General features: G+C 61.6%; 24 protein-coding genes. 18 read left to right on the forward strand and 6 right to left on the reverse strand.

Annotated features, from left to right (window positions below; all coding sequences use genetic code 11):
- Window positions 1-7 precede the first annotated feature (7 nt).
- Window positions 8-472: a nuclear transport factor 2 family protein gene (locus SM766_RS05505; protein ID WP_065272696.1), complete on the reverse strand. Its 465-nt coding sequence runs from the start codon at window positions 470-472 to the stop codon at window positions 8-10.
- 100 nt (window positions 473-572) lie between these two features.
- Entirely contained in the window at window positions 573-833 is a 261-nt protein-coding gene (locus SM766_RS05510; RefSeq protein ID WP_133245351.1) for a hypothetical protein, read from the reverse strand.
- Window positions 834-1,053: 220 nt separating this feature from the next.
- On the opposite strand from SM766_RS05510, the gene SM766_RS05515 reads away from it, so the two are divergent.
- A complete protein-coding gene (locus SM766_RS05515; protein WP_065272695.1) occupies window positions 1,054-1,635 on the forward strand; it encodes a TetR/AcrR family transcriptional regulator in 582 nt (193 codons plus the stop codon).
- Between the two features lie 23 nt (window positions 1,636-1,658).
- Here the strand turns inward: SM766_RS05515 and SM766_RS05520 are convergent, their stop codons facing one another.
- Complete coding sequence (locus tag SM766_RS05520) at window positions 1,659-2,483, reverse strand: lytic transglycosylase domain-containing protein (RefSeq protein WP_368947175.1); 825 nt, start codon at window positions 2,481-2,483, stop codon at window positions 1,659-1,661.
- A 368-nt stretch (window positions 2,484-2,851) separates the two neighbouring features.
- Between SM766_RS05520 and SM766_RS05525 the strand changes: the two genes are divergently transcribed.
- The 13 genes from SM766_RS05525 (at window position 2,852) to SM766_RS05585 (ending at window position 14,955) form a co-directional block, all read left to right on the forward strand.
- Entirely contained in the window at window positions 2,852-3,049 is a 198-nt protein-coding gene (locus tag SM766_RS05525; protein WP_368947176.1) for a hypothetical protein, read from the forward strand.
- Window positions 3,050-3,144: 95 nt separating this feature from the next.
- Window positions 3,145-3,321, forward strand: a complete 177-nt coding sequence (locus tag SM766_RS05530; protein ID WP_274837647.1) for a hypothetical protein — start codon at window positions 3,145-3,147, stop codon at window positions 3,319-3,321.
- A 110-nt stretch (window positions 3,322-3,431) separates the two neighbouring features.
- The gene (gene cpaB / locus SM766_RS05535) at window positions 3,432-4,292 is read left to right on the forward strand and encodes a Flp pilus assembly protein CpaB (RefSeq protein ID WP_065272692.1); all 861 of its coding nucleotides are present in this window, start codon (window positions 3,432-3,434) and stop codon (window positions 4,290-4,292) included.
- 238 nt (window positions 4,293-4,530) lie between these two features.
- Window positions 4,531-5,937 carry a type II and III secretion system protein family protein gene (locus SM766_RS05540; protein WP_274831298.1) on the forward strand — a complete coding sequence of 469 codons (1,407 nt, stop codon included), beginning with the start codon at window positions 4,531-4,533 and terminating at the stop codon, window positions 5,935-5,937.
- Between the two features lie 20 nt (window positions 5,938-5,957).
- Window positions 5,958-6,587, forward strand: coding sequence for an OmpA family protein (locus SM766_RS05545; RefSeq protein WP_274834500.1), 630 nt, complete (start codon window positions 5,958-5,960; stop codon window positions 6,585-6,587).
- Between the two features lie 147 nt (window positions 6,588-6,734).
- Entirely contained in the window at window positions 6,735-7,973 is a 1,239-nt protein-coding gene (locus tag SM766_RS05550; RefSeq protein WP_065272690.1) for a CpaE/TadZ family protein, read from the forward strand.
- A gap of 26 nt (window positions 7,974-7,999) precedes the next feature.
- Window positions 8,000-9,460 (forward strand): TadA family conjugal transfer-associated ATPase, encoded by a 1,461-nt coding sequence (locus SM766_RS05555; RefSeq protein ID WP_368947177.1) that lies wholly within the window; start codon window positions 8,000-8,002, stop codon window positions 9,458-9,460.
- Window positions 9,460-10,428 (forward strand): type II secretion system F family protein, encoded by a 969-nt coding sequence (locus tag SM766_RS05560; protein WP_368947178.1) that lies wholly within the window; start codon window positions 9,460-9,462, stop codon window positions 10,426-10,428. The genes SM766_RS05555 and SM766_RS05560 overlap by 1 nt, the downstream gene beginning before the upstream one ends.
- Before the next feature lie 10 nt (window positions 10,429-10,438).
- Window positions 10,439-11,419, forward strand: coding sequence for a type II secretion system F family protein (locus SM766_RS05565; RefSeq protein WP_065272687.1), 981 nt, complete (start codon window positions 10,439-10,441; stop codon window positions 11,417-11,419).
- 2 nt (window positions 11,420-11,421) lie between these two features.
- On the forward strand, window positions 11,422-12,036 hold the full coding sequence (locus SM766_RS05570) for a tetratricopeptide repeat protein (protein ID WP_368947179.1): 615 nt from the start codon (window positions 11,422-11,424) through the stop codon (window positions 12,034-12,036).
- Window positions 12,037-12,077: 41 nt separating this feature from the next.
- Complete coding sequence (locus SM766_RS05575; protein WP_065272686.1) at window positions 12,078-12,929, forward strand: tetratricopeptide repeat protein; 852 nt, start codon at window positions 12,078-12,080, stop codon at window positions 12,927-12,929.
- Window positions 12,930-12,932: 3 nt separating this feature from the next.
- Window positions 12,933-13,454 (forward strand): prepilin peptidase, encoded by a 522-nt coding sequence (locus tag SM766_RS05580; protein ID WP_368947180.1) that lies wholly within the window; start codon window positions 12,933-12,935, stop codon window positions 13,452-13,454.
- 193 nt (window positions 13,455-13,647) lie between these two features.
- Window positions 13,648-14,955 (forward strand): DUF8689 domain-containing protein, encoded by a 1,308-nt coding sequence (locus SM766_RS05585; protein WP_368947181.1) that lies wholly within the window; start codon window positions 13,648-13,650, stop codon window positions 14,953-14,955.
- 58 nt (window positions 14,956-15,013) lie between these two features.
- On the opposite strand, the gene SM766_RS05590 is transcribed toward SM766_RS05585, so the two are convergent.
- The gene (locus tag SM766_RS05590) at window positions 15,014-16,534 is read right to left on the reverse strand and encodes an MFS transporter (RefSeq protein WP_065273727.1); all 1,521 of its coding nucleotides are present in this window, start codon (window positions 16,532-16,534) and stop codon (window positions 15,014-15,016) included.
- A gap of 131 nt (window positions 16,535-16,665) precedes the next feature.
- On the opposite strand from SM766_RS05590, the gene SM766_RS05595 reads away from it, so the two are divergent.
- From SM766_RS05595 to SM766_RS05610, 4 genes are all read left to right on the forward strand, one after another.
- On the forward strand, window positions 16,666-17,322 hold the full coding sequence (locus tag SM766_RS05595; RefSeq protein ID WP_274834506.1) for a MarR family winged helix-turn-helix transcriptional regulator: 657 nt from the start codon (window positions 16,666-16,668) through the stop codon (window positions 17,320-17,322).
- A 33-nt stretch (window positions 17,323-17,355) separates the two neighbouring features.
- Window positions 17,356-19,782, forward strand: a complete 2,427-nt coding sequence (locus SM766_RS05600; protein ID WP_368947182.1) for a ligase-associated DNA damage response DEXH box helicase — start codon at window positions 17,356-17,358, stop codon at window positions 19,780-19,782.
- Window positions 19,779-20,465 carry a ligase-associated DNA damage response endonuclease PdeM gene (pdeM, locus tag SM766_RS05605; protein WP_368947183.1) on the forward strand — a complete coding sequence of 229 codons (687 nt, stop codon included), beginning with the start codon at window positions 19,779-19,781 and terminating at the stop codon, window positions 20,463-20,465. Before SM766_RS05600 ends, pdeM begins: the two co-directional genes overlap by 4 nt.
- Window positions 20,466-20,540: 75 nt before the next feature.
- On the forward strand, window positions 20,541-20,951 hold the full coding sequence (locus SM766_RS05610; protein WP_274831308.1) for a PaaI family thioesterase: 411 nt from the start codon (window positions 20,541-20,543) through the stop codon (window positions 20,949-20,951).
- 90 nt (window positions 20,952-21,041) lie between these two features.
- On the opposite strand, the gene folD is transcribed toward SM766_RS05610, so the two are convergent.
- Entirely contained in the window at window positions 21,042-21,944 is a 903-nt protein-coding gene (folD, locus tag SM766_RS05615) for a bifunctional methylenetetrahydrofolate dehydrogenase/methenyltetrahydrofolate cyclohydrolase FolD (protein ID WP_368947184.1), read from the reverse strand.
- Window positions 21,945-21,990: 46 nt separating this feature from the next.
- Window positions 21,991-22,296, reverse strand: coding sequence for a chorismate mutase (locus SM766_RS05620; RefSeq protein ID WP_065272680.1), 306 nt, complete (start codon window positions 22,294-22,296; stop codon window positions 21,991-21,993).
- Between the last annotated feature and the right edge of the window lie 41 nt (window positions 22,297-22,337).

Here is a 22,337-nt window from a genome sequence, read left to right on the forward strand (position 1 = left end):
GGGCAGATCAGAGACCGAGGTCAGACAGACCGGGGTGATCATCGGGGCGACGGCCCAGCGGCCAGTGGAACAGACGCTCGTCTTCGCTGATCGGCTTGTCGTTGATCGAGGCGATGCGGCGCTGCATGCGGCCGTCTTCGGCGAATTCCCAATTTTCGTTGCCATAGGCCCGGTACCACTGGCCGCTATCATCGCGCCATTCATAGGCAAACCGCACGGCAATGCGGTTGTCGGTATAGGCCCAGAGTTCCTTGATCAGGCGGTATTCCAGCTCACGCGACCACTTGCGGGTCAGCAGGGCGCGAATTTCATCGTGGCCAGTGACGAATTCGGCGCGGTTCCGCCAGGGGCAGTTATCGGTATAGGCCGGCGCAACGATCTGAGGATCGCGGGTGTTCCAGCCATCTTCGGCAAGGCGCACCTTCTTTTTGGCGCTGGCTTCGTCGAAAGGCGGCAAGGGGGGACGGGTCATTCGGCGTGTCCTTTGGTCTTCATTTGGTTCGGAGGAGGAGAAGGTAAGGAAACCCCGGCCAGGGGGAGGCTTGGCCGGGGTTTATTGAGGGCGGCACCAATCAGTCGGCGGCCACCTTCAAGGCGAAAGCCGGGGTGTTGGCCTTCGCCACATGGGCAGCCACCGGGGCTGCCACATGAACGGTAAAAAGGGTTGCGAGAGCGGCAGCGCGGCTCGGCGCCATGACGCCATTGGCGGGGTCAGACGGAAGGGAAAGAACGGTAGCTTCCGGCGGTGGGGGCGCCAGCATCGCCACGGCAATACCTGCGGTCAGAACAACGGGAGCCAAAGGGGATCGCATGGGGCTGAATAGTCGTTTCATCTGCGCCTCCACTGCTGCGCTTGCTTAACTGTACTGATCGGTAAATCCTGAACTCAAAGTGTACTGATCGGTACCCTTTTGCAATTCATTTTTTGTGATGTCCATTGAACGAATTCGTGAACACGATCTCAATCCTATGAAATTGTTCACTTTAATGTGTCGCAGTTGCCAACGCTGCACCTGCAAACTATGTACAGATCGGTACACAAAGAGACGAATCATGCGCCCAAACAAGCGAGACGAGCTGGTCCGAAAGGCCCTTGATGTATTTTACCGGAACGGGTTTCACGCCACCGGCATGGACAAGCTGGTGAGCGAAACCGGTGTGTCGAAGACATCGATGTACAAACACTTCCGCACCAAGGAGGATCTGATCCTCGCGGTGCTGCGCCTTCGGGATGAAAACTTCCGCCACTGGCTTTATCGCCGCATCGAAGAGCTGAGCGACACGCCGAAAGGACAGATGCTGGCGTTGTTCGACGCGCTTTCGGAATGGTTCACCAAGCCCGAGTTTCGTGGCTGCATGTTCATCAAGGCCAGCGCCGAGTTCCAGGAGATCAACCACCCGATCCACGCCCAGTCGGCCGCGCACAAGCAGATCCTGCAGGACCATTTTTCCGAAATCGCAGAGGCCGCCGACGCCAATGATCCCCGGCTGCTGGCCCGTCAGCTGCTGCTGCTGAAAGAAGGCGCAATCGTCTCGGCAGTGCTGGCGCGCGGCGGCGGGCTGGCCGGAGACCCCGCTGCGGACGCCAAAGAGGCCGCGCGCGGGCTGATTGATCTGCAGATCCCCTCAACCTGACACCTGCCCGGTTGTTCAACCGGTCATTCAAACCGGCGGAAAACGCAGCCGTCGGTGATCAACTCGGGCGGCGTCATGCACAGGCTGCGGGCCACCTGATAGGCCGCCAGCACCTTTGGCACGTAATCCCGCGTTTCCGGAAAGGGCGGCACGCCCTGATGGCTGCGCACCGCGCCCTCGCCCGCGTTATATCCGGCCAGGGCCAGAACCGCGTCGTTTTCAAATTCCTGCATCAGCCAATCGAGGTATTTGACGCCCCCCGCAATATTCTGCGGCGCCTCGAAGGCATCGGTGACCCCAAACCGGATGGCGGTGTCCGGCATCAACTGCATCAGCCCCTGCGCCCCGGTCGAGCTTTGCGCATCTACCCGCCCCTCGCTTTCCACCGCGATCACCGCCAGAGCCAGCGCCGGAGAGACCCGTGTGCCCACACTGGACAAAAGGATCGGCGTGCCTTGCGCTGCAACGATGTCCTGCAGCAGCTGCAGCCGCGGCGCAGCAACGCCACCTGTGCCCCCGGGTGAGGAAAGCGCGGCGATGGCAAGCTCCAGACGTGCAGCGCCGGTTGTCGACCCCAGTTCCGGCGCAACCTGCTCCCAGAACCACTCATAGCGCCCCGGCTGGAACTCTTCGTCAGCTTCGCCCACTGCCACCGCTTGCGCTGGGGGCGCCTCTGCATTTGGTTCGATTTGCACGGTGATGCGCGGCCCTGCCCCGGGTTGCGGCGGCTTGACCCGCTTTGCCTCGAAGTCGGGAAAAGGTTTAGGCGCCTGTTCCGCGCTTACGGGAAAGGCAAGCCAAAGGGAAAACCACACCGCAACAGCGGCACGAAAACGACGAATGGTCATGGGACTATTCAAAATCCTGTGAAGCGCTCAGCTTTTGGGTCTCAAGACTCGGTGAAATCCCTACCCGAATCCAGTCCACAGGTTCAGAATCTGGCATATTCGCCATATTTACAGGGGCCTGCCGCGCAAAAGCCACGCAGGTTTACACCTCATAAAGACTTAAATTCTTTAATTTCAGAGCTTTGCTAAATTTCTTTAAAAATCATTAAATTTTGACTGCCTTTCCGGTTTTCGGCCCAAATGCTGCCACGCTCACCCGGCTATATGTATTCATCCAAGCCGGACAGGGTCGGTGAGAGAGAGAGACAGACCCACACAACGGACGGCGGGATAGTGCAAATTCAGTGATCCTTTGGAGGGACATAACCATGATCAAGTTCATCAAAAACTTCCGTAAAGACGACTCTGGCGCCGTGACCGTTGACTGGGTTGTTCTGACCGCAGCCGTTGCCGCCCTGGCAGGCGCTGTCTACACGGCAATCGAAACCGGTTCGGGCAACCTGACCACCGCAACCAGCACCTTCCTGACCGATAAAGGCACCACCGTTGGCACCGCAGGCCAGTAATTAGTCTTAGGACAATATTACGGAACAGTTTTGGGCCGCGCCTTTGCCACAAGGGCGCGGCCTTTTTCCCAGACGCTAAGCGGGAGCGGGACATCATGAAAAAGATCTGGTCTTTTCTAGCCCGAGACGAGGGTGCAGTGACTGTCGACTGGGTCGTTCTGACCGCAGCAATCATTGGTCTGACTGTGCTGATTTCCTCTGCAATGGAAGATGGTGCAATGGGACTGGCCAATGCGCTGATGGCCTATATGTCCAACTGGACGTTCGGCTGAACAAGGCACTCCCGATGGCTCTGACCGGCTGCCTCGCGCAGTAGATTTCAGAATCAAGCCCCCGACTCCACCATGTGGACGCCGGAAGATAACAAATGAGAGGTACCACAATGCGTGCGGTTTTCGGACTCGTGCTGATTGTCGGTGTCGCCCTGGCCGGTGGCGCCGTTATGATGGCGAAGAACTACATCTCGGCCTATCAGAACGAACTGGCCCGCGAGCGGGCAAACCGGGCCGAAGTCGTCCCGGTCACAGATGTATACGTTGCAGACAAGGCGCTGAAATATGGCGAACGGCTGAGCGAGGATGCCGTCCGTAAGGTACGCTGGCCGGAAAATGCCGTTCCGGAAGGTGCATTTACCAGCCTTGAGGCGCTGTTTCCTCCCGAACGCGCCGATGAGCCGCGCGTCGTGTTGCGCACCATGGAAAAGGGCGAACCGCTGCTTGCGGTCAAGGTCACCGCACCGGGCGAAGATGCAGGTATTACCTCGCGCCTGGCTCGCGGCATGCGGGCCTTTGCCATCAAGGTTGATGTGGCATCCGGCGTGTCCGGCTTCCTGCGCCCCAGTGACCGCGTCGATGTCTACTGGACCGGCACCGTGCGGGGCACCAATTCCAATGTCCAAGGGGAAGTCACCCGGCTGATCGAAACCAACGTCGAGTTGATCGCCGTCGATCAGAGCGCAGGCGGAGACATCAGCGGCGCGGTGATCGCCCGCACCGTCACCGTGGCCGCCCGCCCCGAGCAGGTCGCCGCCCTCGCCCAAGCCCAAAGCACCGGCAAACTGTCCCTCGCCCTTGTTGGCGCGCAGGACGATACCGTGGCTGCGCTTGTCGAAGTGGACCAGCGCAAACTGCTGGGGCTCAGCGCGGTCGAAGCACCAGTGATCGCCAAGGAAGAGCGGGTTTGCACCATCCGTACCCGCCGCGGCGCCGAGGTGGTCGAGATCCCGATCCCCTGCTCCGACTGAAGCAGAAGTCGGCACAAGATGCAGTAAAACCAAATAGTCCCAAGACCTTGGACCACACGCCAGTCACCCAGAATGGGCGGCTGGCGTGTTCTTTTGTTGCCCCGACCCCACACAGCCGCGCTGCCACAGCCGCCCGTTTTCCTTTGATTCTTGCAATAATTCGGGAACTGCCGCACAGTGACCTGAAATATCGGGCAAAAAGACCCGGAGTTGAGGCGTGATCGGAAAGGCAGGTCACATGGCATTTCGTAGGTTTGTAGCGGCAGCCCTGACCGGGCTATCGTTGGTGTGTATGGCCGTCCCGGACGGGGCTTTGGCCAATGGATTGCGCGTGGTGAAGAAAGGGACTTCGGCATCGCTGAATGTGCCTATGAACCGCGCCGTCGTGGTCGAAAGCGACGAACCCTTTGCCGAACTCAGCATCGCCAATCCCAGCATCGCCGACATCTCTTCTCTTTCCGACCGCACGATCTATGTGCTTGGCAAATCGCCCGGCTTGACCACTCTGACGCTGCTGGATGCCTCGGGGCGGCTGATCACCAATGTGGATGTGCGCGTCGCCGCCGATGTGACCGAGTTCAAGGAACGTCTGCGGCAGATCCTGCCCGGCGAGAAGATCGAAGTGCGGACCGCCAATGACGGCATTGTGCTCTCCGGCACCGCCTCCAGCTCGGCCCGCCTGCAGCGGGCGCTGGATCTGGCAGAACGCTATGCGCCGGACCGCGTCAGCAACCTGATGTCCGTCGGCGGTGTGCAGCAGGTCATGCTCAAGGTCCGTTTTGCTGAAATGCAGCGCTCCGTTTCAAAATCCCTAAGCTCTTCGCTTGGGATCAGCGGCGGCAGCAGCTTTGGCGTCAACGGTGGCACCAACACCTTGAACAACCAGCCCGGCCTGACCAATTCGCTGACCGGCAACATTCCCGCCGCCAATAGCAATACCGGCGCCGTCTTGTTTGGCTTTAACGCCGGATCGGTTCAGGTCGGGCTGCTGTTGGAGGCACTTGAACAGAAGGGTGTCGTGCGCACGCTGGCCGAACCCAACCTTTCCGCCCTCTCTGGGCAAGAGGCAAAATTCCTGGCAGGCGGTGAATACCCCGTCCCGGTCGCGCAGGAAGATGGGCTGATCACCGTCGAATTCAAACCCTTCGGGATCGAGCTGAACTTCATTCCCCGCGTGGTGGATGAGGATATCGTGAATCTGGAACTGAAAGCCGCCGTATCGGCCATCGACCCGACCAATTCGCTGGAACTGAACGGGCTGTCGATCAACGCGTTTTCACGCCGCGAAACCTCGACCACGGTCGAAATGCGTGATGGCGAAAGCTTTGCCATTGCCGGACTGATCAAGGACGAATTCCTTGATAACTCGTCACAATTGCCCTGGCTTGGGGATGTACCGGTGCTGGGCGCCCTGTTCCGCAGCGCCGATTATCAACGCGCCCAGACCGAACTGGTCATCATCGTCAGCGCCCATCTGGTCACCCCGACCCGTGGCGAGGCCCTGACGCTTCCGACCGACCGCATCAAGCCGCCGAGCGAAGCGGACCTGTTCCTATTCGGCCGCACCGCACGCAGCAGCTCCGGCCCCGCCAGTGAAGTGGCGAAACAGGACTTCAACGGCTCTTATGGCTATGTAATGGACTGACCACAGGAAAGATGGGGCCGATGATCAAGAAATCCGCTGTTCTGGCACTGCTTCTTGCCACTTCCGCCTGCGCAACGCGGGAAGCGGGCAAACCGCTGTCAGGTGACCTGTTTGGCCAATCCAATGCCAATAATACTGCCGTGATGAGCGGCGAGCGCGATTTCGCAATCCAGCTCGCGGGCCGGTTCGCCGAGGAAGTTCCGACCACCATCAACTTCGAATTCGACAGCGCCCAACTTGACGGTGCCGCCCGCGCGACGCTGGACCAGCAGGCACACTGGATCAAACAGTTCCCCGAGGTCCGCTTCCGCGTTTACGGCCATACCGATGCCGTCGGCAGCAGCAGCTATAACAAACGCCTTGGTCGGCGCCGCGCACAGGCCGCCGTTAACTACCTGGTTTCACGCGGGATTAGCCGGGCCCGGCTGGAGGCAATGGTATCCTATGGCGAGACCCAGCCGCTCATCGTCACGCAGGACCGTGAACGGCGCAACCGCCGCACCGTGACCGAGGTCAGCGGCTTCCTGAAACGACATCCCACGGTGCTGGATGGCAAGTATGCGCAGATCATCTACCGCGAGTATGTTGCCAGTGCCGTTCCCGCCTCGACGCTGACGGCTGAGCAATCGCTGCAGAGCAATCTGGAATAAAATTCCGACTCAAAACCCCTTAACTTTTCCCTACAATTGGGGCTTTTTCGTCCAATTGTGGTCAAGATCTTAACGGACATTCTCTACAAGAGGTGAGGTGCGCCCCGCTCCGGGGCCCGGCTTCTTTTGACTATGAGGATGTTGGCGATGAGCAGCGGACTGCCGCAAACTGATACACCTGCAATTGTTGCCTGTACGATCAGTCGCGATGTTCAGAATTTCGACCTCTTGATCGAAGACATGGAGGCAGCTCTGGGTGAAGCCTGGGGCGATCTCGGTTTTTCCGAGGCGCTGGCGTTCTTCGCCCAGCCCGAGGCAGAAACCCTGCAATTCGTTGCCATGGCGATGGATGCCCAAGACGAGGATGATCTGACCCTGATGGGGGAAATCATCGCACAGGCCCATGCCAAGGAGATCAAGGTCATCCTCATCGCCGAAGACGTGACCCCGGCAGCGCTGCATTCGCTGCTGCGCCAGGGCGCCGATGAGTTCATCCCCTACCCCTTGCCGGAACAGGAGTTGCAGGCGGCCATCGACCGGCTCAGCGCCGAGGACAAGCCGCCGGAACCCGACACCAATCCGCACCAGCTGAAAAGCGGCAGTCGACGCGAAGGGGCCTTGATCGCCTGCCACGGCCTGGCCGGTGGTACCGGATCGACCACGCTGGCGGTAAACCTCGCCTGGGAGTTGGCCGAGCTGAGCAAGAGCAAGGAACCGCGCGTCTGCCTGCTGGATTTCGACATGCAATACGGTTCGGTTTCCACCTATCTGGACCTGCCCCGCCGCGAAGTCGTGATGGAAATGCTGAGCGAGACCGAAAGCCTGGACGAAGAGGTGTTTGGACAAGCGCTGCTCCCCTTCCAGGATAAGCTTCAGGTGCTGACCGCCCCGTCGGACATGATTCCGCTGGAGATCATCACCCCTGAGGACGTGGAACGGGTGATCGAAATGGCGCGCAGCCATTTTGATTTCGTGGTGGTAGATCTGCCACATACGCTGGTGCAATGGTCCGAAACCATCCTGCACATGGCGCATGTCTATTTCGCGATGATCGAGCTTGATATGCGCTCGGCCCAGAACACCCTGCGGCTGAAACGGGCGCTGCAATCTGAAGGCTTGCCGTTTGACAAGCTGCGCTTTGCGCTGAACCGGGCGCCGAAATTCACCGACCTCAGCGGCAAGAGCCGCGTCAAACGCATGGCAGACAGTCTCGGGATCTCGATTGAACTCTTGCTGCCGGACGGCGGCAAACCTGTACTGCAAAGCTGCGACCACGGTCTGCCGCTGGCGCTGTCCAATCCAAAGAATCCACTGCGTAAGGAAATCGCGAAGCTCGCGCAATCCCTGCACGAGCTGGGCCAGGCGGAAGCCGACGCAGCCGCTTAGGCTGCGGCAAAACCGGGGGATAGAAGTTGTTTTCGAAATACAAAAAACCAGCCGCCAAGAAACGTCCGGCACCGGTTCAGGCGTCTGCTGCGCCTGTCGCAGCTACCCCGGCGGCCGCCGAAGCTGCGCCCAAAGCGGCCGCCTCTCTACGTCGGCCCATGACGCGCGCCAAGGCCGAAGCGCCGCAGGCGGACAGGGACCGCAAGCGCAAAGAACGGCTGGGCGAAATCAAGGTGCAGCTGCACCGTGAACTTCTGGAAAACCTGAACCTCGCAGCCCTTGAAAAAGCCAGCGAAAAGGAATTGCGCACCGAAATCTCGCAGATCGCCGGCGAAATCCTTGAAGAAAAGGGTATCGCCCTCAACCGCGAAGACCGCATGACGCTCAACAAGGAGCTGTATGACGAAGTCACCGGTCTGGGGCCGCTGGAAACCCTGCTTCAGGACGAAACCGTCAGTGATATCCTGGTCAATGGGCCGCAGCAGATCTTTGTCGAGCGCGACGGCAAGCTGCAGCTGTCAGATGTGACCTTCAAAGATGAAAAGCACCTGATGCGGATCATCGACAAGATCGTCTCGGCTGTGGGGCGGCGGGTCGATGAATCCAACCCTTATGTGGACGCCCGCCTTGCCGATGGCTCCCGTTTCAATGCCATGGTCCCGCCAGTTGCGGTTGACGGATCGCTGGTTTCGATCCGGAAATTCAAAAAAGACAAGCTCGGCATCGACGATCTGGTGAACTTCGGCGCCTTCACCGAGGAAATGGCCGCCTATCTTCAAGCTGCCGTGTCGACCCGGCTGAACGTGATCGTCTCGGGCGGTACCGGTTCGGGCAAGACCACCACGCTCAACGCGCTGTCCAGCTTTATCGACGATTCGGAACGCATCCTCACCATTGAGGATACCGCCGAACTCCAGCTGCAGCAGACCCACGTGGGCCGCATGGAGAGCCGCCCGCCAAACGTCGAAGGCAAAGGCGAAGTTTCCCCGCGCGACTGTTTGAAAAACGCCCTTCGGATGCGCCCGGACCGGATTATCGTCGGCGAAACGCGCGGTGAAGAGGTCATCGACATGCTGCAGGCGATGAACACCGGCCACGACGGATCGATGACCACGATCCACGCCAACTCGGCCCGCGATGGGATTTCGCGGCTTGAGAACATGATCGCCATGGCCGGGATTGAAATGCCGATCAAGGCGGTGCGCAGCCAGATCGCCAGCGCGGTGAACGTGATCGTTCAGGCCTCACGCCTGCAGGATGGTTCGCGCCGGATGACCTCGATCACCGAAATCACCGGCATGGAAGGTGATGTGATTTCCATGCAGGAGATCTTCCGCTTCCAACGCGTCGGGCTGACCCCGGAAAACAAGATCATCGGCCATTTCACCGGCACCGGCGTACGCAGCCACTATTCCGAACGCTTCCGTTTGTGGGGCTATGACCTGCCGCCGTCGATCTATGAGCCCACGCGGATGGAGGTGATCTGATGCAAATCCCTATCGAACCGCTGATCTATGGACTGATTTTTGTCGGCGTCATCGTGCTGGTTGAAGGCATCTATCTGGTCGTCTTTGGCAAGTCCATCCGGCTCAACAGCCGGGTCAGCCGTCGTCTGGAAATGATGGAGAAGGGCAATACCCGCGAACAGGTACTGGAACAGCTGCGTAAAGAGCTAAAACAGCACGGCAAATCGCAAACCATCCCACTTTATTCTTTGCTGGCGGAACGGGCTCAGAAGGCAGCGATCGCCTTTACACCCAAGCAGTTGATCATGATCATGGGCGGGGTTGCCATCATCGCCTTTATAGGGCTCAGCGTGGGCACCGCTGCACCGTTCCCCGTGCGCATTTTGGGCTCCATCGTGATCGGCGTCGGCGGCGTCTTCTTCTGGGTCAACAAGAAGGCCACCAAACGTATGACGATGATCGAGGAACAGCTGCCGGACGCGGTCGAACTGATGGTGCGTTCGCTGCGGGTCGGCCATCCTTTCACCTCGGCCATTCAGATCGTCTCGAACGAAATCGAAGACCCGCTTGCCTCAGAGTTCGGCATGATTGCCGATGAAGCCGCCTATGGCCGCGACGTGGGTGAATCGCTGAAAGAAATGGCCGAACGGCTGGACATGCAAGACATGCGTTTCTTGGCAGTCGCCGTCACCATCCAGCAGCAATCGGGCGGCAACCTGGCCGAGGTTTTGGCCGGGCTGGCCAAAGTGATCCGCGCCCGCTTCCGCCTGTTCCGCAAGGTGAAGGCGATCACCGCCGAAGCGCAATGGTCGGGCAAGTTCCTCTCTGCCTTCCCGCTTCTGGCACTGGGGGGCATTCTTCTAAAGGATCCGAACTATTACGACAATGTTCTGGATCACCCGTGGTTCATACCTGCCTGTTTCCTTGTCGGGATCATGCTGACCGTGAACCTGTTCGTGATGAAAATGCTGACCAATATCGAGGTCTGAGGAGCGCGCAATGTCCATTCTGTCCGACATCAACGGCTTTCTGACCGATCAGTTCGGCGCCTTCGGTCCGCTGCTGGCGCTGGGTCTTCTGGGTCTGTTCATGATCCTGCTGGCGATCCCGCTGATCCTCAATCAGCCTGAGGATCCGCTGAAGAAGCTGCAAAAGAACATGGCGCCGGAAACGCAGGCAAAACCGCAAAAAGAACGCCTGCGCCAGGCCAACCGCAACGAACAGCTGCAGAAATTCGCCTCCTTCCTGGAGCCGCAGAACGCCGAGGAACTTTCGGCGATGGAGCTGAAGCTGCGTCAGGCCGGCTATGCCTCAAAGGACTCAGTGCGCCTGTTCCATTTTGCCCAGTTTGCCCTGGGTCTTCTGGGGCTTGGCGCGGGGCTGTTCTATGTCTTCGTGCTGAAGGCCGGCACTGAATTTGACAGCCAGCAGTTGGCACTGCGCATCATCGGCCCCGGCGGCGCGGGCTATATGCTGCCCAAATACTGGGTCACCCGCCGTATCGAAGAGCGCAAGAAACAGATCACCCAAGGCTTTCCCGATGCGCTCGACATGATGCTGGTTTGCGTGGAGGCAGGTCAGTCGCTGGACCAGTCCATCGTGCGCGTCGCCAAGGAACTGCACGCCTCTTACCCGGCGTTGGCCGAGGAATTCGAAGTGGTCGCCTATGAAATGAAGGCGGGCAAGGAACGGGAAAAGGTGCTGCGCGACATGGGCACCCGCTGCGGAGTGCAGGATGTTTCGTCCTTCACCACCGTGATGATCCAATCGCAGGCCTTCGGCACCTCGATCGCCGATGCGCTGCGGGTCTATGCCGACGAAATGCGGGACAAACGCGTGATGCGCGCCGAAGAGGCTGCAAACAAGTTGCCAGTGAAAATGACTCTTGCCACAATGGGCCTCACGGTGCCGCCGCTGCTGATCATTCTGGTTGGACCTTCGGTGCAGGGCATCCTGAATATGGGCAACATGGGTAACTGATCATGACCAATTCGCGGAGGGCAGTGCCCCACCGCCTATACGTTTCTGAAACCGCCATCCGTGCCGCCGCGCTGATGGCGGTGTTTGCTGTTGGGGCCTGCGATACGCAGATTATGCATCAGGATCCCGCCAGCCCCTGGGCACCCGGCGTGGATACCCGCAAACAGGCCGAGGACGGGCTGGTGGTCGGCCACCGGCTGATGGATGCCGGAGAGTACGAGCTGGCCCTTGATGCCTTTACCCGCGCCGGGTTGGAGCACGGGCTGACCGCCGAGGTGCTGTCCAGCATGGGATCGGCCAATCTGGGACTTGGCCGTCTGGGTCAGGCAGAAACCCTGCTGCGACGCGCAACAAAGGCCGCGCCAGACTGGCCCGAGGCCCTGAACAACCTTGGCGTCGTCCTTATGGAGCGCGGAAAAACTCCGGAAGCCACACAAATTCTGCGCCGTGCCTATGCGCTGGATAATGGCGAAAGTGACGCAATCCGGGATAATTTGCGCCGGGCTCTCGAAAATCTTGAAAATTCCGCGCATAGTGATCCGCAAAACGAAAGTCGAAACGACTACACTTTGATGCGGCAAGGCGGCGGCAGCTACCGGATTGGCAAGGTGCCCTGACTCCAAGACCGCAAAGGCAGAGCAGCAAAAGGACGCATAAAATGCGCCAGTCAATTCTTGTGACACCATGCCTGATCGGCGCACTGGCCCTGTCGGCCTGCGTAAAACCCGATGGCAAGGAAACCGTCGAACGGGCGTTTCAGGACGTGAACGTCGTCGATGAACACAACCTCAACGATGTGATGCTGACCGTGGCGGACCCCAATGAGGCGGTGAGCTACTTCCAGAAATCGCTGAAATCCGCTCCGGACCGGATCGATTTCCAGCGCGGGCTGGCCACTTCGATGATCCGCGCCAAACGCAATACCGAGGCCGCAAGCGCCTGGAAAAAAGTCGCGGCCCACCCCGAGGCGACCGTGGAAGACAAGGTCTCGCTGGCAGACGCCCTGATCCGCACCGGCGATTGGAAAGGAGCAAAGGCCGCGCTGGATTCAGTGCCACCAACACATGAAACCTATCGCCGGTATCGGCTTGAGGCGATGGTGGCGGATGCCAACAAGGAATGGAAACGCGCCGACAGTTTCTATGAAATCGCCACTGGCCTCACCACGCAGCCAGCCAAGGTGATGAACAACTGGGGCTATTCAAAACTCTCACGCGGCAGCTATGCCCAGGCCGAGCGCCTGTTCAGCGACGCCATCCGGCAGGATCCCTCGCTGTTCACCGCCAAGAACAACCTGGTTCTGGCCCGCGGTGCCCAGCGCAATTACACCCTGCCGGTGATCCCGCTCGATCAGACAGAGCGCGCCCAACTGCTGCACACGTTGGCGCTGTCGGCGGTGAAGCAGGGCGACGTCAAGACCGGTGAGAACCTGCTGCGCGAAGCCATCGCTACCCACCCCCAGCATTTTGAGGCCGCAGCCCGTTCGCTGGCAGCCCTCGAAAACGGCTGATCCATGGTCCATCTGGCCATCCCGGCCCAGGCCGCGCTGTGGTTCCTGCCCTTCGTGCTGCCGCTGTGCTATGCGGCAGCGCTGACGGATCTGCGCGGCATGCGCATTCCCAACTGGATCAATGACACGCTGGGTGCAGTCTATGTGGTGGTTGGGCTTTTCGTGATGCCGTCCTGGGCCGATTATGGCTGGCAACTGCTGCATCTTCCCGTCGGGATCGGCCTTGGCTTTCTGTTCTATTCGGCCGGCATGATCGGCGCCGGGGATGCCAAATTCGCCGGGGCTGCCGCGCCGCTGGTGGCGCTCGCTGATCTGCCTGCGGTGATGATGATCTTTTCCGCCAATCTCCTTGCGGGCTTTGTCACCCATAGGCTGGTGAAATACACACCGCTGCGCAGGCTCGCGCCCGACTGGCGCAGCTGGAACGTCGGCAGCAAGTTTCCCATGGGCCTGTGCCTTGGCGGCACATTGGCCATCTACCTGATCCTTGGCACCCTGTTTGGCAGCCTGCCTGCAGCCGCCTGATACCAAAGCTGAGACCTCCTGTCGGTCACTAAAATCCAGCTCAAATTGCAACGCCTTTCCCGGAAATGCACCAGCATTGCCGTTGTCTTGCCACAGTGGTGAATAGACTGTGAGGTCAGCAACGCAGCTCTTGTCCCCTGCCCCGCCAGGCAGAGGCGTAGCAGGGGCACAGGATGAACAGACAGGCCGTGACATGAACATGCAGACCAGCGCCGTGGTGGCGCCGCCCGCGCCCAAGGGGCTTGCCCAGATGCAGCTGCCCATCGTGATGATGCGCGATATCCTTCTGAAAACCATGTTCCGCAAGAACGCGGATATGGTCAGCGATATCGCCGCCGCGCTGTGCCTGCCGATCCCGGTAACGCAGGAACTGGTCGACATGGCCCGCGAACAGAAACTGCTGGAGGCGACCGGCACGCTCAACGCCAACAGTGGTAATGAAATGGGCTATCAGCTGACCGATGCGGGGCGCGCGCGCGCGCTCGATGCGCTCAGCCAGTCCGAATACTACGGTGCCATGCCTGTGCCGCTGGATGTCTACCGCGAACAGGTCGAACGCCAGTCGATCCGCAACATCATGGTCACCCGGCAGCAGCTGACCGATGCGATGGGGCACCTGATCCTGCCCGACAGCCTGCTGGACCACCTCGGCCCTGCCGTCAGCGCTGGCCGGTCGATCCTGATGTATGGCCCACCCGGCAACGGGAAATCCTCGATCTCGAACGGGATCCGCGATGCCCTGGGCGATTGTGTCTACGTGCCGCGCGCCATCGAATACGCCGGTCAGGTTATCACTGTCTATGACCCCATCGTGCACACCCCGGCCCCCGAAGAAGCCGAAGACCCCAATGCCCTGCGCCGCCCGCGCCGGTTCGACACGCGCTATGTGAAATGCGAACGGCCCACCGTGGTCACAGGCGGCGAATTGTCCCTGTCGATGCTGGATCTGGTCTACAACCCGACCGCGCGCACCTACCAGGCGCCGCTGCAATTGAAATCCACTGGCGGCATCTTCATCGTCGACGACCTTGGCCGTCAGGCAGAGCCGCCACAGGCCCTGGTCAACCGCTGGATCGTGCCACTGGAAGAGGGGCGCGATATTCTTGCCCTGCAATCGGGCGAGAAATTTGAGGTCCCATTCGACACGCTGGTGATCTTTTCCACCAACTTCCACCCGAACGAGATCTTTGACCAGGCCGCGCTGCGCCGGATCTTTTTCAAGATCAAGATCGACGGTCCGGATCAGGAAAACTTCCTCAAGATCTTTGCGCTGGTGGCCCGCAAGAAAGGGATGCGCCTGGACGAGAACACATTGGTGCATCTCCTGAAGACGAAATACCCCACCATCGACAACGTATACGCCAACTACCAGCCGGTGTTCCTGATCGACCAGATGATGGCGATCTGCGATTTCGAAGGCATCCCCTACGAGATGAGCCCCGATCTGATCGACCGGGCCTGGGCGAACATGTTTGTCGAGGACGAGGAAATCGTGAAGTAAGGCGCGGCAAACAGCACGCCCCGGATCAGGCTCTGTACGGCCTGCCTTTTGGCGGCATCTAATCCGCTTCTGCCGTCCGGCTCATGCTGCGCTCCTCCAGCGGGATTTCCGCCAGGAACAGCGACATCAGGCAGGCAAGGCAAGCCAGCACCGTTGCTGCCCAGAACACCGGGTGCAGCGCCTCGGCGATGCCGGTCACCACCGCCTCGCGCAGGCCCGGCTCCATCGCCATGATGGCATCCTTGCTGAGGCTACGCGGGTTCATACCGCCAAGGGCGCCGCCCAGTTCCCGCGTCAGACCGGCGGCAAACACCGCGCCAAAGACCGCCGTGCCGACCGAGCCGCCGATCATCCGGAACATATTGGCGCTGGCGGTGCCAACACCGACCATGGTCAGCGGCACCGCGTTCTGAATCGAAGTGACGCCAACCGCCATCACCGGCCCGATCCCCAGCCCGGTCAGCACCATCGACACCGCGATCCACCATTCGGGTGTGCTGGTGCCCATCTGCGCAAGGGAGGCCATCGCCCCGGCCAGGATCAGAGTGGATACGGTGGGCATCCACCGATACCGCCCGGTCCGCACCATGATCCGCCCCGAGATGGAGGAACCAAGGATGATCCCGACCATCATCGGAAAGGTGAACATGCCCGACAGCGCCGGCGACATGCCCCGCACCACCTGCATGAAAAAGGGCACAAACACGATGGTGCCGAACATCGCCGAGCCAACGATCAGCCCAACTGCGTTGGACACCAGGAAATTGTTGATCCGGAACAGGCGCAGCGGCAGGATCGGCTCCTTGGCGCGGCTTTCGATCATCACAAAGACGGCCAGCGCCGCCAGTGTCGCGATCAACAGCCCCTGCATCTCTGCGCTGCTCCAGGGCAGGGTAGAGCCGCCAAGGCTCGCTGAGATCACCGCCAGTGAAAGCAGCAGCGACAGGCTCAACCCGCCGGCATAGTCAATCGACGGTCGCCGCCCGGTCGGCACCGTGGCCAGCGAACGGGCCAACACCACAAAAGCCGCCAACCCCAGCGGCAAGTTCAGCAGGAACAGCCACTCCCACGCGAAATGCTGCACGATAAAGCCACCCGCCAGCGGGCCGACCACGGTTGAGGCAGCAAAGACGCTGCCCAACATCCCCTGATAGCGCCCCCGCTCGCGGGCGGGGACAGCATCGGCGACAGTGGCCATAGAGACGACGATCAGCCCGCCGCCGCCAACGCCCTGTACAAACCGCCCCGCCACCAGCACCCAGAGGTTCGGCGCCAGCGCGCAGATAAGTGAGCCAACAAGAAACACCACGATGCCGCCCTGCATCACCGGCTTGCGCCCGAACAGGTCGCCCAGCTTGCCACAGACCGGCGCCCCGACGGTCGCCGCCATCAGATAGGCGGTAATGACCCAGGTGATCTGCGACAATCCGCCCAGCTCGCTCAGAATCGTGGGCAGCGCCGTCGTCACCACCGTCTGACCCAGCGAGGCAATGAACAAGACAGAGGCCACCGCGCCGATCATCAGCTTCAGCTCTCTGTCGTCCAGGGCTCCGGGGGTGCTTGGGATCGGTCCGCTCACGTGATAATCCTTGCTCTGGCTTGATTTGAAAGGGGGCCGCTCCGCAGTTGCATTGCGTTCGGCCCTGAAACAGGTCATCTGATAATAGCACATGTATGACGATGTCATTTACATGTCAACAGCATGTAATTTTGTCAGCCCCCCGGGCCGACGACCTCCTGGAGGATGGAACCATAGCCGGGCGCAACACCGAACTGACGAATTTCCTGGAACAGGCCGGGATTGACAGCCGCACCAGCACGGCAGCGCTGGAGATTGACGACGTGCTGCAACAGTGGCGGCGCCGGGTGAACAAGCGCGAGCTTGGCTCGGCGGCGCTGGCGGCCTTTGGGCTGGCCGAGGAGGTCGATCTGGCCCAGCTTGACGTGATGATGGCGATCTGGGCCCCGGCGAGCACCTTTGGCAGCGACGATGCCGAGGAAGAGGTCATGGTCTCCACCGTTGCCGCGCGCCTGCGCATCGACCCGTCGCGGGCCTCAAGGCTGACCAGCGACCTGATCGCCCGAGGGCTGGCCCGGCGCACCGTCAGCCAGCGCGACGCCCGCCGCACTCTGGTCGAGCTGACGGAACGGGGCACCGCCATCATCGAAGCCGTGCGCCAGTTCAAGTTCCTTGTTCTTGGCGAATTCCTGTCGGGCTGGAGCGAAGAGGAACTCGCCCTATTTGTCCCCCTGTTCGAACGGTTCGTCACCTGGACCGAAGAAGCCGGGGATATCGGCAACAACCGTTTCCCGGACGAGATCAACGCCATCAGCGCACGGCTGGCGCAGGTCCCCGGCGCCTCCTGACGCCCTGCCCACGCCGCCCCAAACGGAACCTTTATGGATAGCACCGCCGCCTTGCCGCCCCGGATCCTGGACTGGTTCAGCGCCCGGGGCTGGTCCATCCATCCGCATCAGCAGGACATGCTGGTGCGCGCCGCCGATCCCGCCACGCTGCTGATCGCCCCCACCGGCGGCGGCAAGACGATGGCCGGTTTCCTACCGACGCTGGCCGAACTGGCGGACGGCAGCCACGAAGGTCTGCACACGCTTTATGTCTCACCACTCAAGGCGCTGGCGGCGGATATCAAACGCAACCTGCGCACGCCGGTCGAGGAAATGGGACTGCCGATCCGGATTGACGACCGCACCGGCGACACCCCGCAATCGCGCCGCAAACGCCAGCGCGCCGACCCGCCGCATATCCTGCTGACCACCCCCGAAAGCCTGGCGCTGATGGTGTCCTACGAGGATGCCGCCCGCACCTTGGGCGGGCTGCGGCGCATCGTCATCGACGAAATCCACGCCCTTGCCGAAAGCAAACGCGGTGATCAGCTGATGCTGGCGCTGGCGCGGCTGCAAAGCCTCTGCCCGGATCTGCGCCGGGTGGGGCTCTCGGCCACGGTGGGTGATCCCGCCGCCATCGCCCGCTATCTGGCGCGCCATCCGGACCCCTGCGATATCGTGCTGGCTGATCCCGGCCCCGCCCCCGATATCGCCATGTTGCACACGAGTGAGGCACCGCCCTGGGCCGGGGGCGGCGCGGCCTATGCGATCCCTGCCGTGCTGGAACAGATCCGCGCCCATCAGACCACGCTGATCTTTCACAACACCCGGGCACAGGCGGAAATCTTCTTTCACAACCTGTGGCTCGCCAATGAGGATGCGCTGCCCATCGCCATTCATCACGGCTCGCTTGACCGGGCGCAGCGCGAGCGGGTCGAGGCCGCAATGGTCGCCGGAGAGCTGCGCGCGGTGGTCTGTACCGGCTCGCTGGATCTGGGCATCGACTGGGGCAACGTGGATCTGGTGATCCAGATCGGCGCCCCAAAGAACGTCAAACGGCTGGTGCAACGCATCGGGCGCGCCAATCACCGCTACAACGCCCCGTCCAAGGCTTTGCTGGTGCCTGCAAACCGGTTTGAGGTGATCGAATGTCACGCCGCGCTGGAGGCGGTGCAGGCGGGCAGGCTCGATGGTGACCCGCGCCCACCGGGGCCGCGCGACGTGCTGTGCCAGCATATCCTGATCACCGCCTGCGCGGGGCCGTTTGATGCCGATGCGCTTTATACCGAGGTCATCAGCACAGGCGCCTATGCCGCCCTCAGCCGCGCGGAATTCGATGCCTGTCTCGATTTCTGCGCCACCGGCGGTTACGCCTTGCGCGCCTATGACCAATGGCAGCGCCTGCTACAGCGCCCGGACGGCCTGTGGCAGCTGCGCGATCCGCGCGCGGCGGCCCGCATCCGCATGAATATCGGCACCATTCAGGACGCCGACCTTCTGAAGGTGCGCATGAAACACAGCCGCGGCGGCAAGCCGCTGGGCGAGATCGAAGAGGCCTTTGCCGCCACACTGACCCCCGGCGACACCTTCCTGATCGGTGGCCAGATCGTGCGTTATGAATCCTTGCGCGAAATGACAGTGGAGGTTAGCCGCGACCGGGGCCGCAAGCCGAAGATCGCCGTGTTCTCGGGCACCAAATTCGCCACCTCTACCCAATTGAGCCAGGGCATTCTGGACCTTCTGGCGCGTGGCGACTGGCCCGATCTGCCCGCCCACACCGCCGACTGGCTGGACCTGCAGCGCCAGGTGTCCGAATTGCCCCGCGCCGGGCAGATGCTGATCGAAAGCTTTCCGCATCAGGGCCGGGAACATACCTGTCTCTATGGCTTTGCCGGGCGCAACGCGCAGCAGACGCTGGGGCTGCTGGTGACCAAACGGATGGAGGAGCTGGGCCTTGATCCGCTGGGCTTTGTCGCCACAGATTGCGCCACGCTGATCTGGGGCCTTGCGGAGCTGACCAACCCCGCGCCCTTGCTGGAGGCCGACGCCCTGCGCGACGGACTGGAGCGCTGGCTGGCCGAAAACGCGGTGATGAAACGCGCCTTTCGCGGCGCGGCCACCATCGCCGGGCTGATCGAACGCAACAGCCCCGGCGCCCGCAAATCCGGGCGGCAGGCGACGTTTTCGTCCGATATCCTCTATGACACGCTGCGCAAATACGATCCCGGTCACCTGCTGCTGGATATCACCCGCGACGAAGCGCTAAGCGGGTTGGTGGATTTTGCCCGTATCGAGGAGATGGCCGACCGCATCCGCGGCCGCGTGACCCTGCGGCGGCTGGAGCGGATCAGTCCGCTGGCCGCGCCCTTACTGTTGGAAATGGGAAAGGTGCCAGTTCAGGGCGCTGGCGCACAGAAACTGCTGGAGCGCGAAGCCGAAGAGCTGATGCGCACCTCGGGCCTCGCGAGGCTGGATCCATGAGGAGTGCAGCAGAACACCAGGGCGGCGTCACAGGCTATGACTTCACGCTGGCAGGCGCGCGGCTCACCGCGCTTGGCAGCGGCGCGCTCTGGTGGGCAGAACGGCGGCTGCTTTGTGTCTCGGACCTGCATATGGGCAAATCCGAGCGCCACCTGCGGCGCGGCGGCGCTCCCCTGCCTCCGTATGAGACCCGCGATACACTGGCGCGGCTGGCGGCGCTGATCCGGCAGCTGCAGCCCGAAACCGTGCTCTGCCTTGGCGACAGTTTCGACGATCTGGCCGCCGCCCAGGCGCTGCCTCCAGAGGACGTGCAGGACCTGCGCAGCCTGATCGCCGCGCAGGACTGGATCTGGGTGGAGGGCAACCACGATCCGGGCCCTGCGGGATTTGGCGGTCGCTCCTGCACCGAAATGCGCCTTGGCCCGCTCACCTTTCGCCACATTGCCGAGGGTGATGCCGAAGCAGGAGAGATCTCAGGCCATTACCACCCCAAGGCGCGGCTACGCCGGGGCAGTGCCCGCCCCGCCTTTCTGCTGGATCGCACCCGACTGATCCTGCCCGCCTTTGGTACCTATACCGGTGGGCTGCGCAGCAGTGATCCTGCCCTTGCGGGACTGATGGCGCCAGAAGCGATTGCGATCCTGACCGGACCAAAACCCCTGCCCTGCCCAATGCCTCGCTAGGTTGGCCCCGCTGGACCGGCCCCGCTAACGCAACGTCTTGTTCCTACCGGTCCCTGCAGGCCGTATGATCGCGGCATGAGCACAGATCGCATATCAGACAGTTTCGCCCGCCAAAGCATGATGCAAACCCTTGGCGCCACGTTGGATTCCGTAGCGCCAGGCAAGGTGGTGGTCTCCGCCCCCATCCTGCCCAGCAGCCTGCAACAGCATGGCGTCGCCCACGCGGCGTTGACCTTTGCCATCGGCGATACCGCAGCAGGATACGCGGCGCTGTCCCTGATGCCCGAGGATCAGGAAGTGATGACCGCAGAGATCAAGATCAACCTGCTGGCGCCCGGCGCTGGGGATCGCCTGCGGGCCACCGGCACCGTGGTGAAACCCGGACGGCGGCTGGTCGTGGCCACCTGCGAAGTCCATGCCATCACCGGTGAGGAAGAAAAGCTGGTGGCGATCCTGCAAGGCACCATGGTGCCGGTCGCCAAGTAAAATCCTGCCCCACCAGAGACCAAACAGCAAAACACCCGCCGAAACAGTCCGGCGGGTGCAGCTGACAAAAGCGTCAGAGTATCAAAGCAATCAGGCGGTCAGACCTTCCGGCTCTGCCAGACCGTTGGCCCGGCAGCAGGCGGTGACCGTGTTGGCCAACAAGCAAGCGATGGTCATCGGACCGACACCACCCGGCACCGGGGTGATGGCACCGGCGCGGGCCGCGGCGCTTTCGAAATGCACGTCACCCACAAGGCGTGTCTTGCCTTCGCCCTTTTCGGGGGCGTCGATGCGGTTGATACCAACGTCGATCACAGTAGCGCCTTCCTTGATCCAGTCGCCGGGCACCATTTCCGGGCGCCCGACGGCGGCCACCACGATATCGGCGCGGCGCACCACATCGGGCAGATCCTTGGTGCGGCTGTGCGCGATGGTCACGGTGCAGCTGTCACCCAGCAGCAGCTGCGCCATCGGTTTGCCCACGATATTGGAGCGGCCGATCACCACCGCGTCCATGCCCGACAGGCTGCCGTGATAATCACGCAGCATCATCAGACAGCCCAGCGGCGTGCAGGGCACCATGGATTTCTGGCCGGTGCCCAGAAGGCCGACGTTGGAGATATGGAAGCCGTCCACGTCCTTGGCCGGGTCGATGGCGTTGATCACCAGATCCTCGTCCAGGTGACCGGGCAGCGGCAGCTGCACCAGAATGCCATGCACGGCAGGATCATTGTTCAGCTGGTCGATCAGCGCCAGCAGGTCGGCTTCGGACGTATCCGCTTCCAGCTTGTGCTCGTAGGAGTTCATGCCGACCTCAACGGTCTGCTTGCCCTTGGAACGGACATAGACCTGGCTCGCCGGATCCTCGCCCACCAGCACAACCGCCAGACCGGGGGTGATGCCGTGCTCTTCCTTCAGGCGCGCCACATGTTCGCCGACCTGACCGCGGACCTTGGCCGCAAGGGCCTTGCCGTCAATGATATTTGCTGCCATCGCTTCGTTCCTTCTCAGGGCTGCAAGACCAGATGCGGCCTCGCGCTCATGTCTCGGGGATCTCTCGCGCCTCGCGCGAAATCGACCAATCCACCATATCGCGCCAGATACCTTCGACCAGAGCAGGATCGAGCCCCTCGGCCTCGGCGGTGCGGCAGGCGTTGACCACAACCTCCTCAACACGGGCCGGGATCCGTGCGGGCCAGCCATTCACCTGCTTCAGCTCTACCGCCCGGTCGATATAATCCGCCCGCGCCCGCAGCATCCTGACCAGTGCCACATCAAGCGCATCAATCGCGGCGCGCAACTCTCCCATATCGGCGCAGTCCTGCGGTGGTTTCGGATTGGTCATCGTCACAAAAACTCCTACGGCCCGGGAATAGGTCCCCGGGC

The organism is Pseudophaeobacter sp. A-200-2, from assembly GCF_041008815.1.
GTDB lineage: Bacteria > Pseudomonadota > Alphaproteobacteria > Rhodobacterales > Rhodobacteraceae > Phycobacter > Phycobacter gallaeciensis_A.

What these genes read in the sequence shown, in the direction of transcription:
- SM766_RS05505 (WP_065272696.1), bottom strand. Translation starts at nt 472, where the DNA reads ATGACCCGTCCCCCCTTGCCGCCTTTCGACGAAGCCAGCGCCAAAAAG.
- SM766_RS05510 (WP_133245351.1), bottom strand. Translation starts at nt 833, where the DNA reads ATGAAACGACTATTCAGCCCCATGCGATCCCCTTTGGCTCCCGTTGTT.
- SM766_RS05515 (WP_065272695.1), top strand. Translation starts at nt 1,054, where the DNA reads ATGCGCCCAAACAAGCGAGACGAGCTGGTCCGAAAGGCCCTTGATGTA.
- SM766_RS05520 (WP_368947175.1), bottom strand. Translation starts at nt 2,483, where the DNA reads ATGACCATTCGTCGTTTTCGTGCCGCTGTTGCGGTGTGGTTTTCCCTT.
- SM766_RS05525 (WP_368947176.1), top strand. Translation starts at nt 2,852, where the DNA reads ATGATCAAGTTCATCAAAAACTTCCGTAAAGACGACTCTGGCGCCGTG.
- SM766_RS05530 (WP_274837647.1), top strand. Translation starts at nt 3,145, where the DNA reads ATGAAAAAGATCTGGTCTTTTCTAGCCCGAGACGAGGGTGCAGTGACT.
- cpaB (WP_065272692.1), top strand. Translation starts at nt 3,432, where the DNA reads ATGCGTGCGGTTTTCGGACTCGTGCTGATTGTCGGTGTCGCCCTGGCC.
- SM766_RS05540 (WP_274831298.1), top strand. Translation starts at nt 4,531, where the DNA reads ATGGCATTTCGTAGGTTTGTAGCGGCAGCCCTGACCGGGCTATCGTTG.
- SM766_RS05545 (WP_274834500.1), top strand. Translation starts at nt 5,958, where the DNA reads ATGATCAAGAAATCCGCTGTTCTGGCACTGCTTCTTGCCACTTCCGCC.
- SM766_RS05550 (WP_065272690.1), top strand. Translation starts at nt 6,735, where the DNA reads ATGAGCAGCGGACTGCCGCAAACTGATACACCTGCAATTGTTGCCTGT.
- SM766_RS05560 (WP_368947178.1), top strand. Translation starts at nt 9,460, where the DNA reads ATGCAAATCCCTATCGAACCGCTGATCTATGGACTGATTTTTGTCGGC.
- SM766_RS05565 (WP_065272687.1), top strand. Translation starts at nt 10,439, where the DNA reads ATGTCCATTCTGTCCGACATCAACGGCTTTCTGACCGATCAGTTCGGC.
- SM766_RS05570 (WP_368947179.1), top strand. Translation starts at nt 11,422, where the DNA reads ATGACCAATTCGCGGAGGGCAGTGCCCCACCGCCTATACGTTTCTGAA.
- SM766_RS05575 (WP_065272686.1), top strand. Translation starts at nt 12,078, where the DNA reads ATGCGCCAGTCAATTCTTGTGACACCATGCCTGATCGGCGCACTGGCC.
- SM766_RS05580 (WP_368947180.1), top strand. Translation starts at nt 12,933, where the DNA reads ATGGTCCATCTGGCCATCCCGGCCCAGGCCGCGCTGTGGTTCCTGCCC.
- SM766_RS05585 (WP_368947181.1), top strand. Translation starts at nt 13,648, where the DNA reads ATGAACATGCAGACCAGCGCCGTGGTGGCGCCGCCCGCGCCCAAGGGG.
- SM766_RS05600 (WP_368947182.1), top strand. Translation starts at nt 17,356, where the DNA reads ATGGATAGCACCGCCGCCTTGCCGCCCCGGATCCTGGACTGGTTCAGC.
- pdeM (WP_368947183.1), top strand. Translation starts at nt 19,779, where the DNA reads ATGAGGAGTGCAGCAGAACACCAGGGCGGCGTCACAGGCTATGACTTC.
- SM766_RS05610 (WP_274831308.1), top strand. Translation starts at nt 20,541, where the DNA reads ATGAGCACAGATCGCATATCAGACAGTTTCGCCCGCCAAAGCATGATG.
- folD (WP_368947184.1), bottom strand. Translation starts at nt 21,944, where the DNA reads ATGGCAGCAAATATCATTGACGGCAAGGCCCTTGCGGCCAAGGTCCGC.
- SM766_RS05620 (WP_065272680.1), bottom strand. Translation starts at nt 22,296, where the DNA reads ATGACCAATCCGAAACCACCGCAGGACTGCGCCGATATGGGAGAGTTG.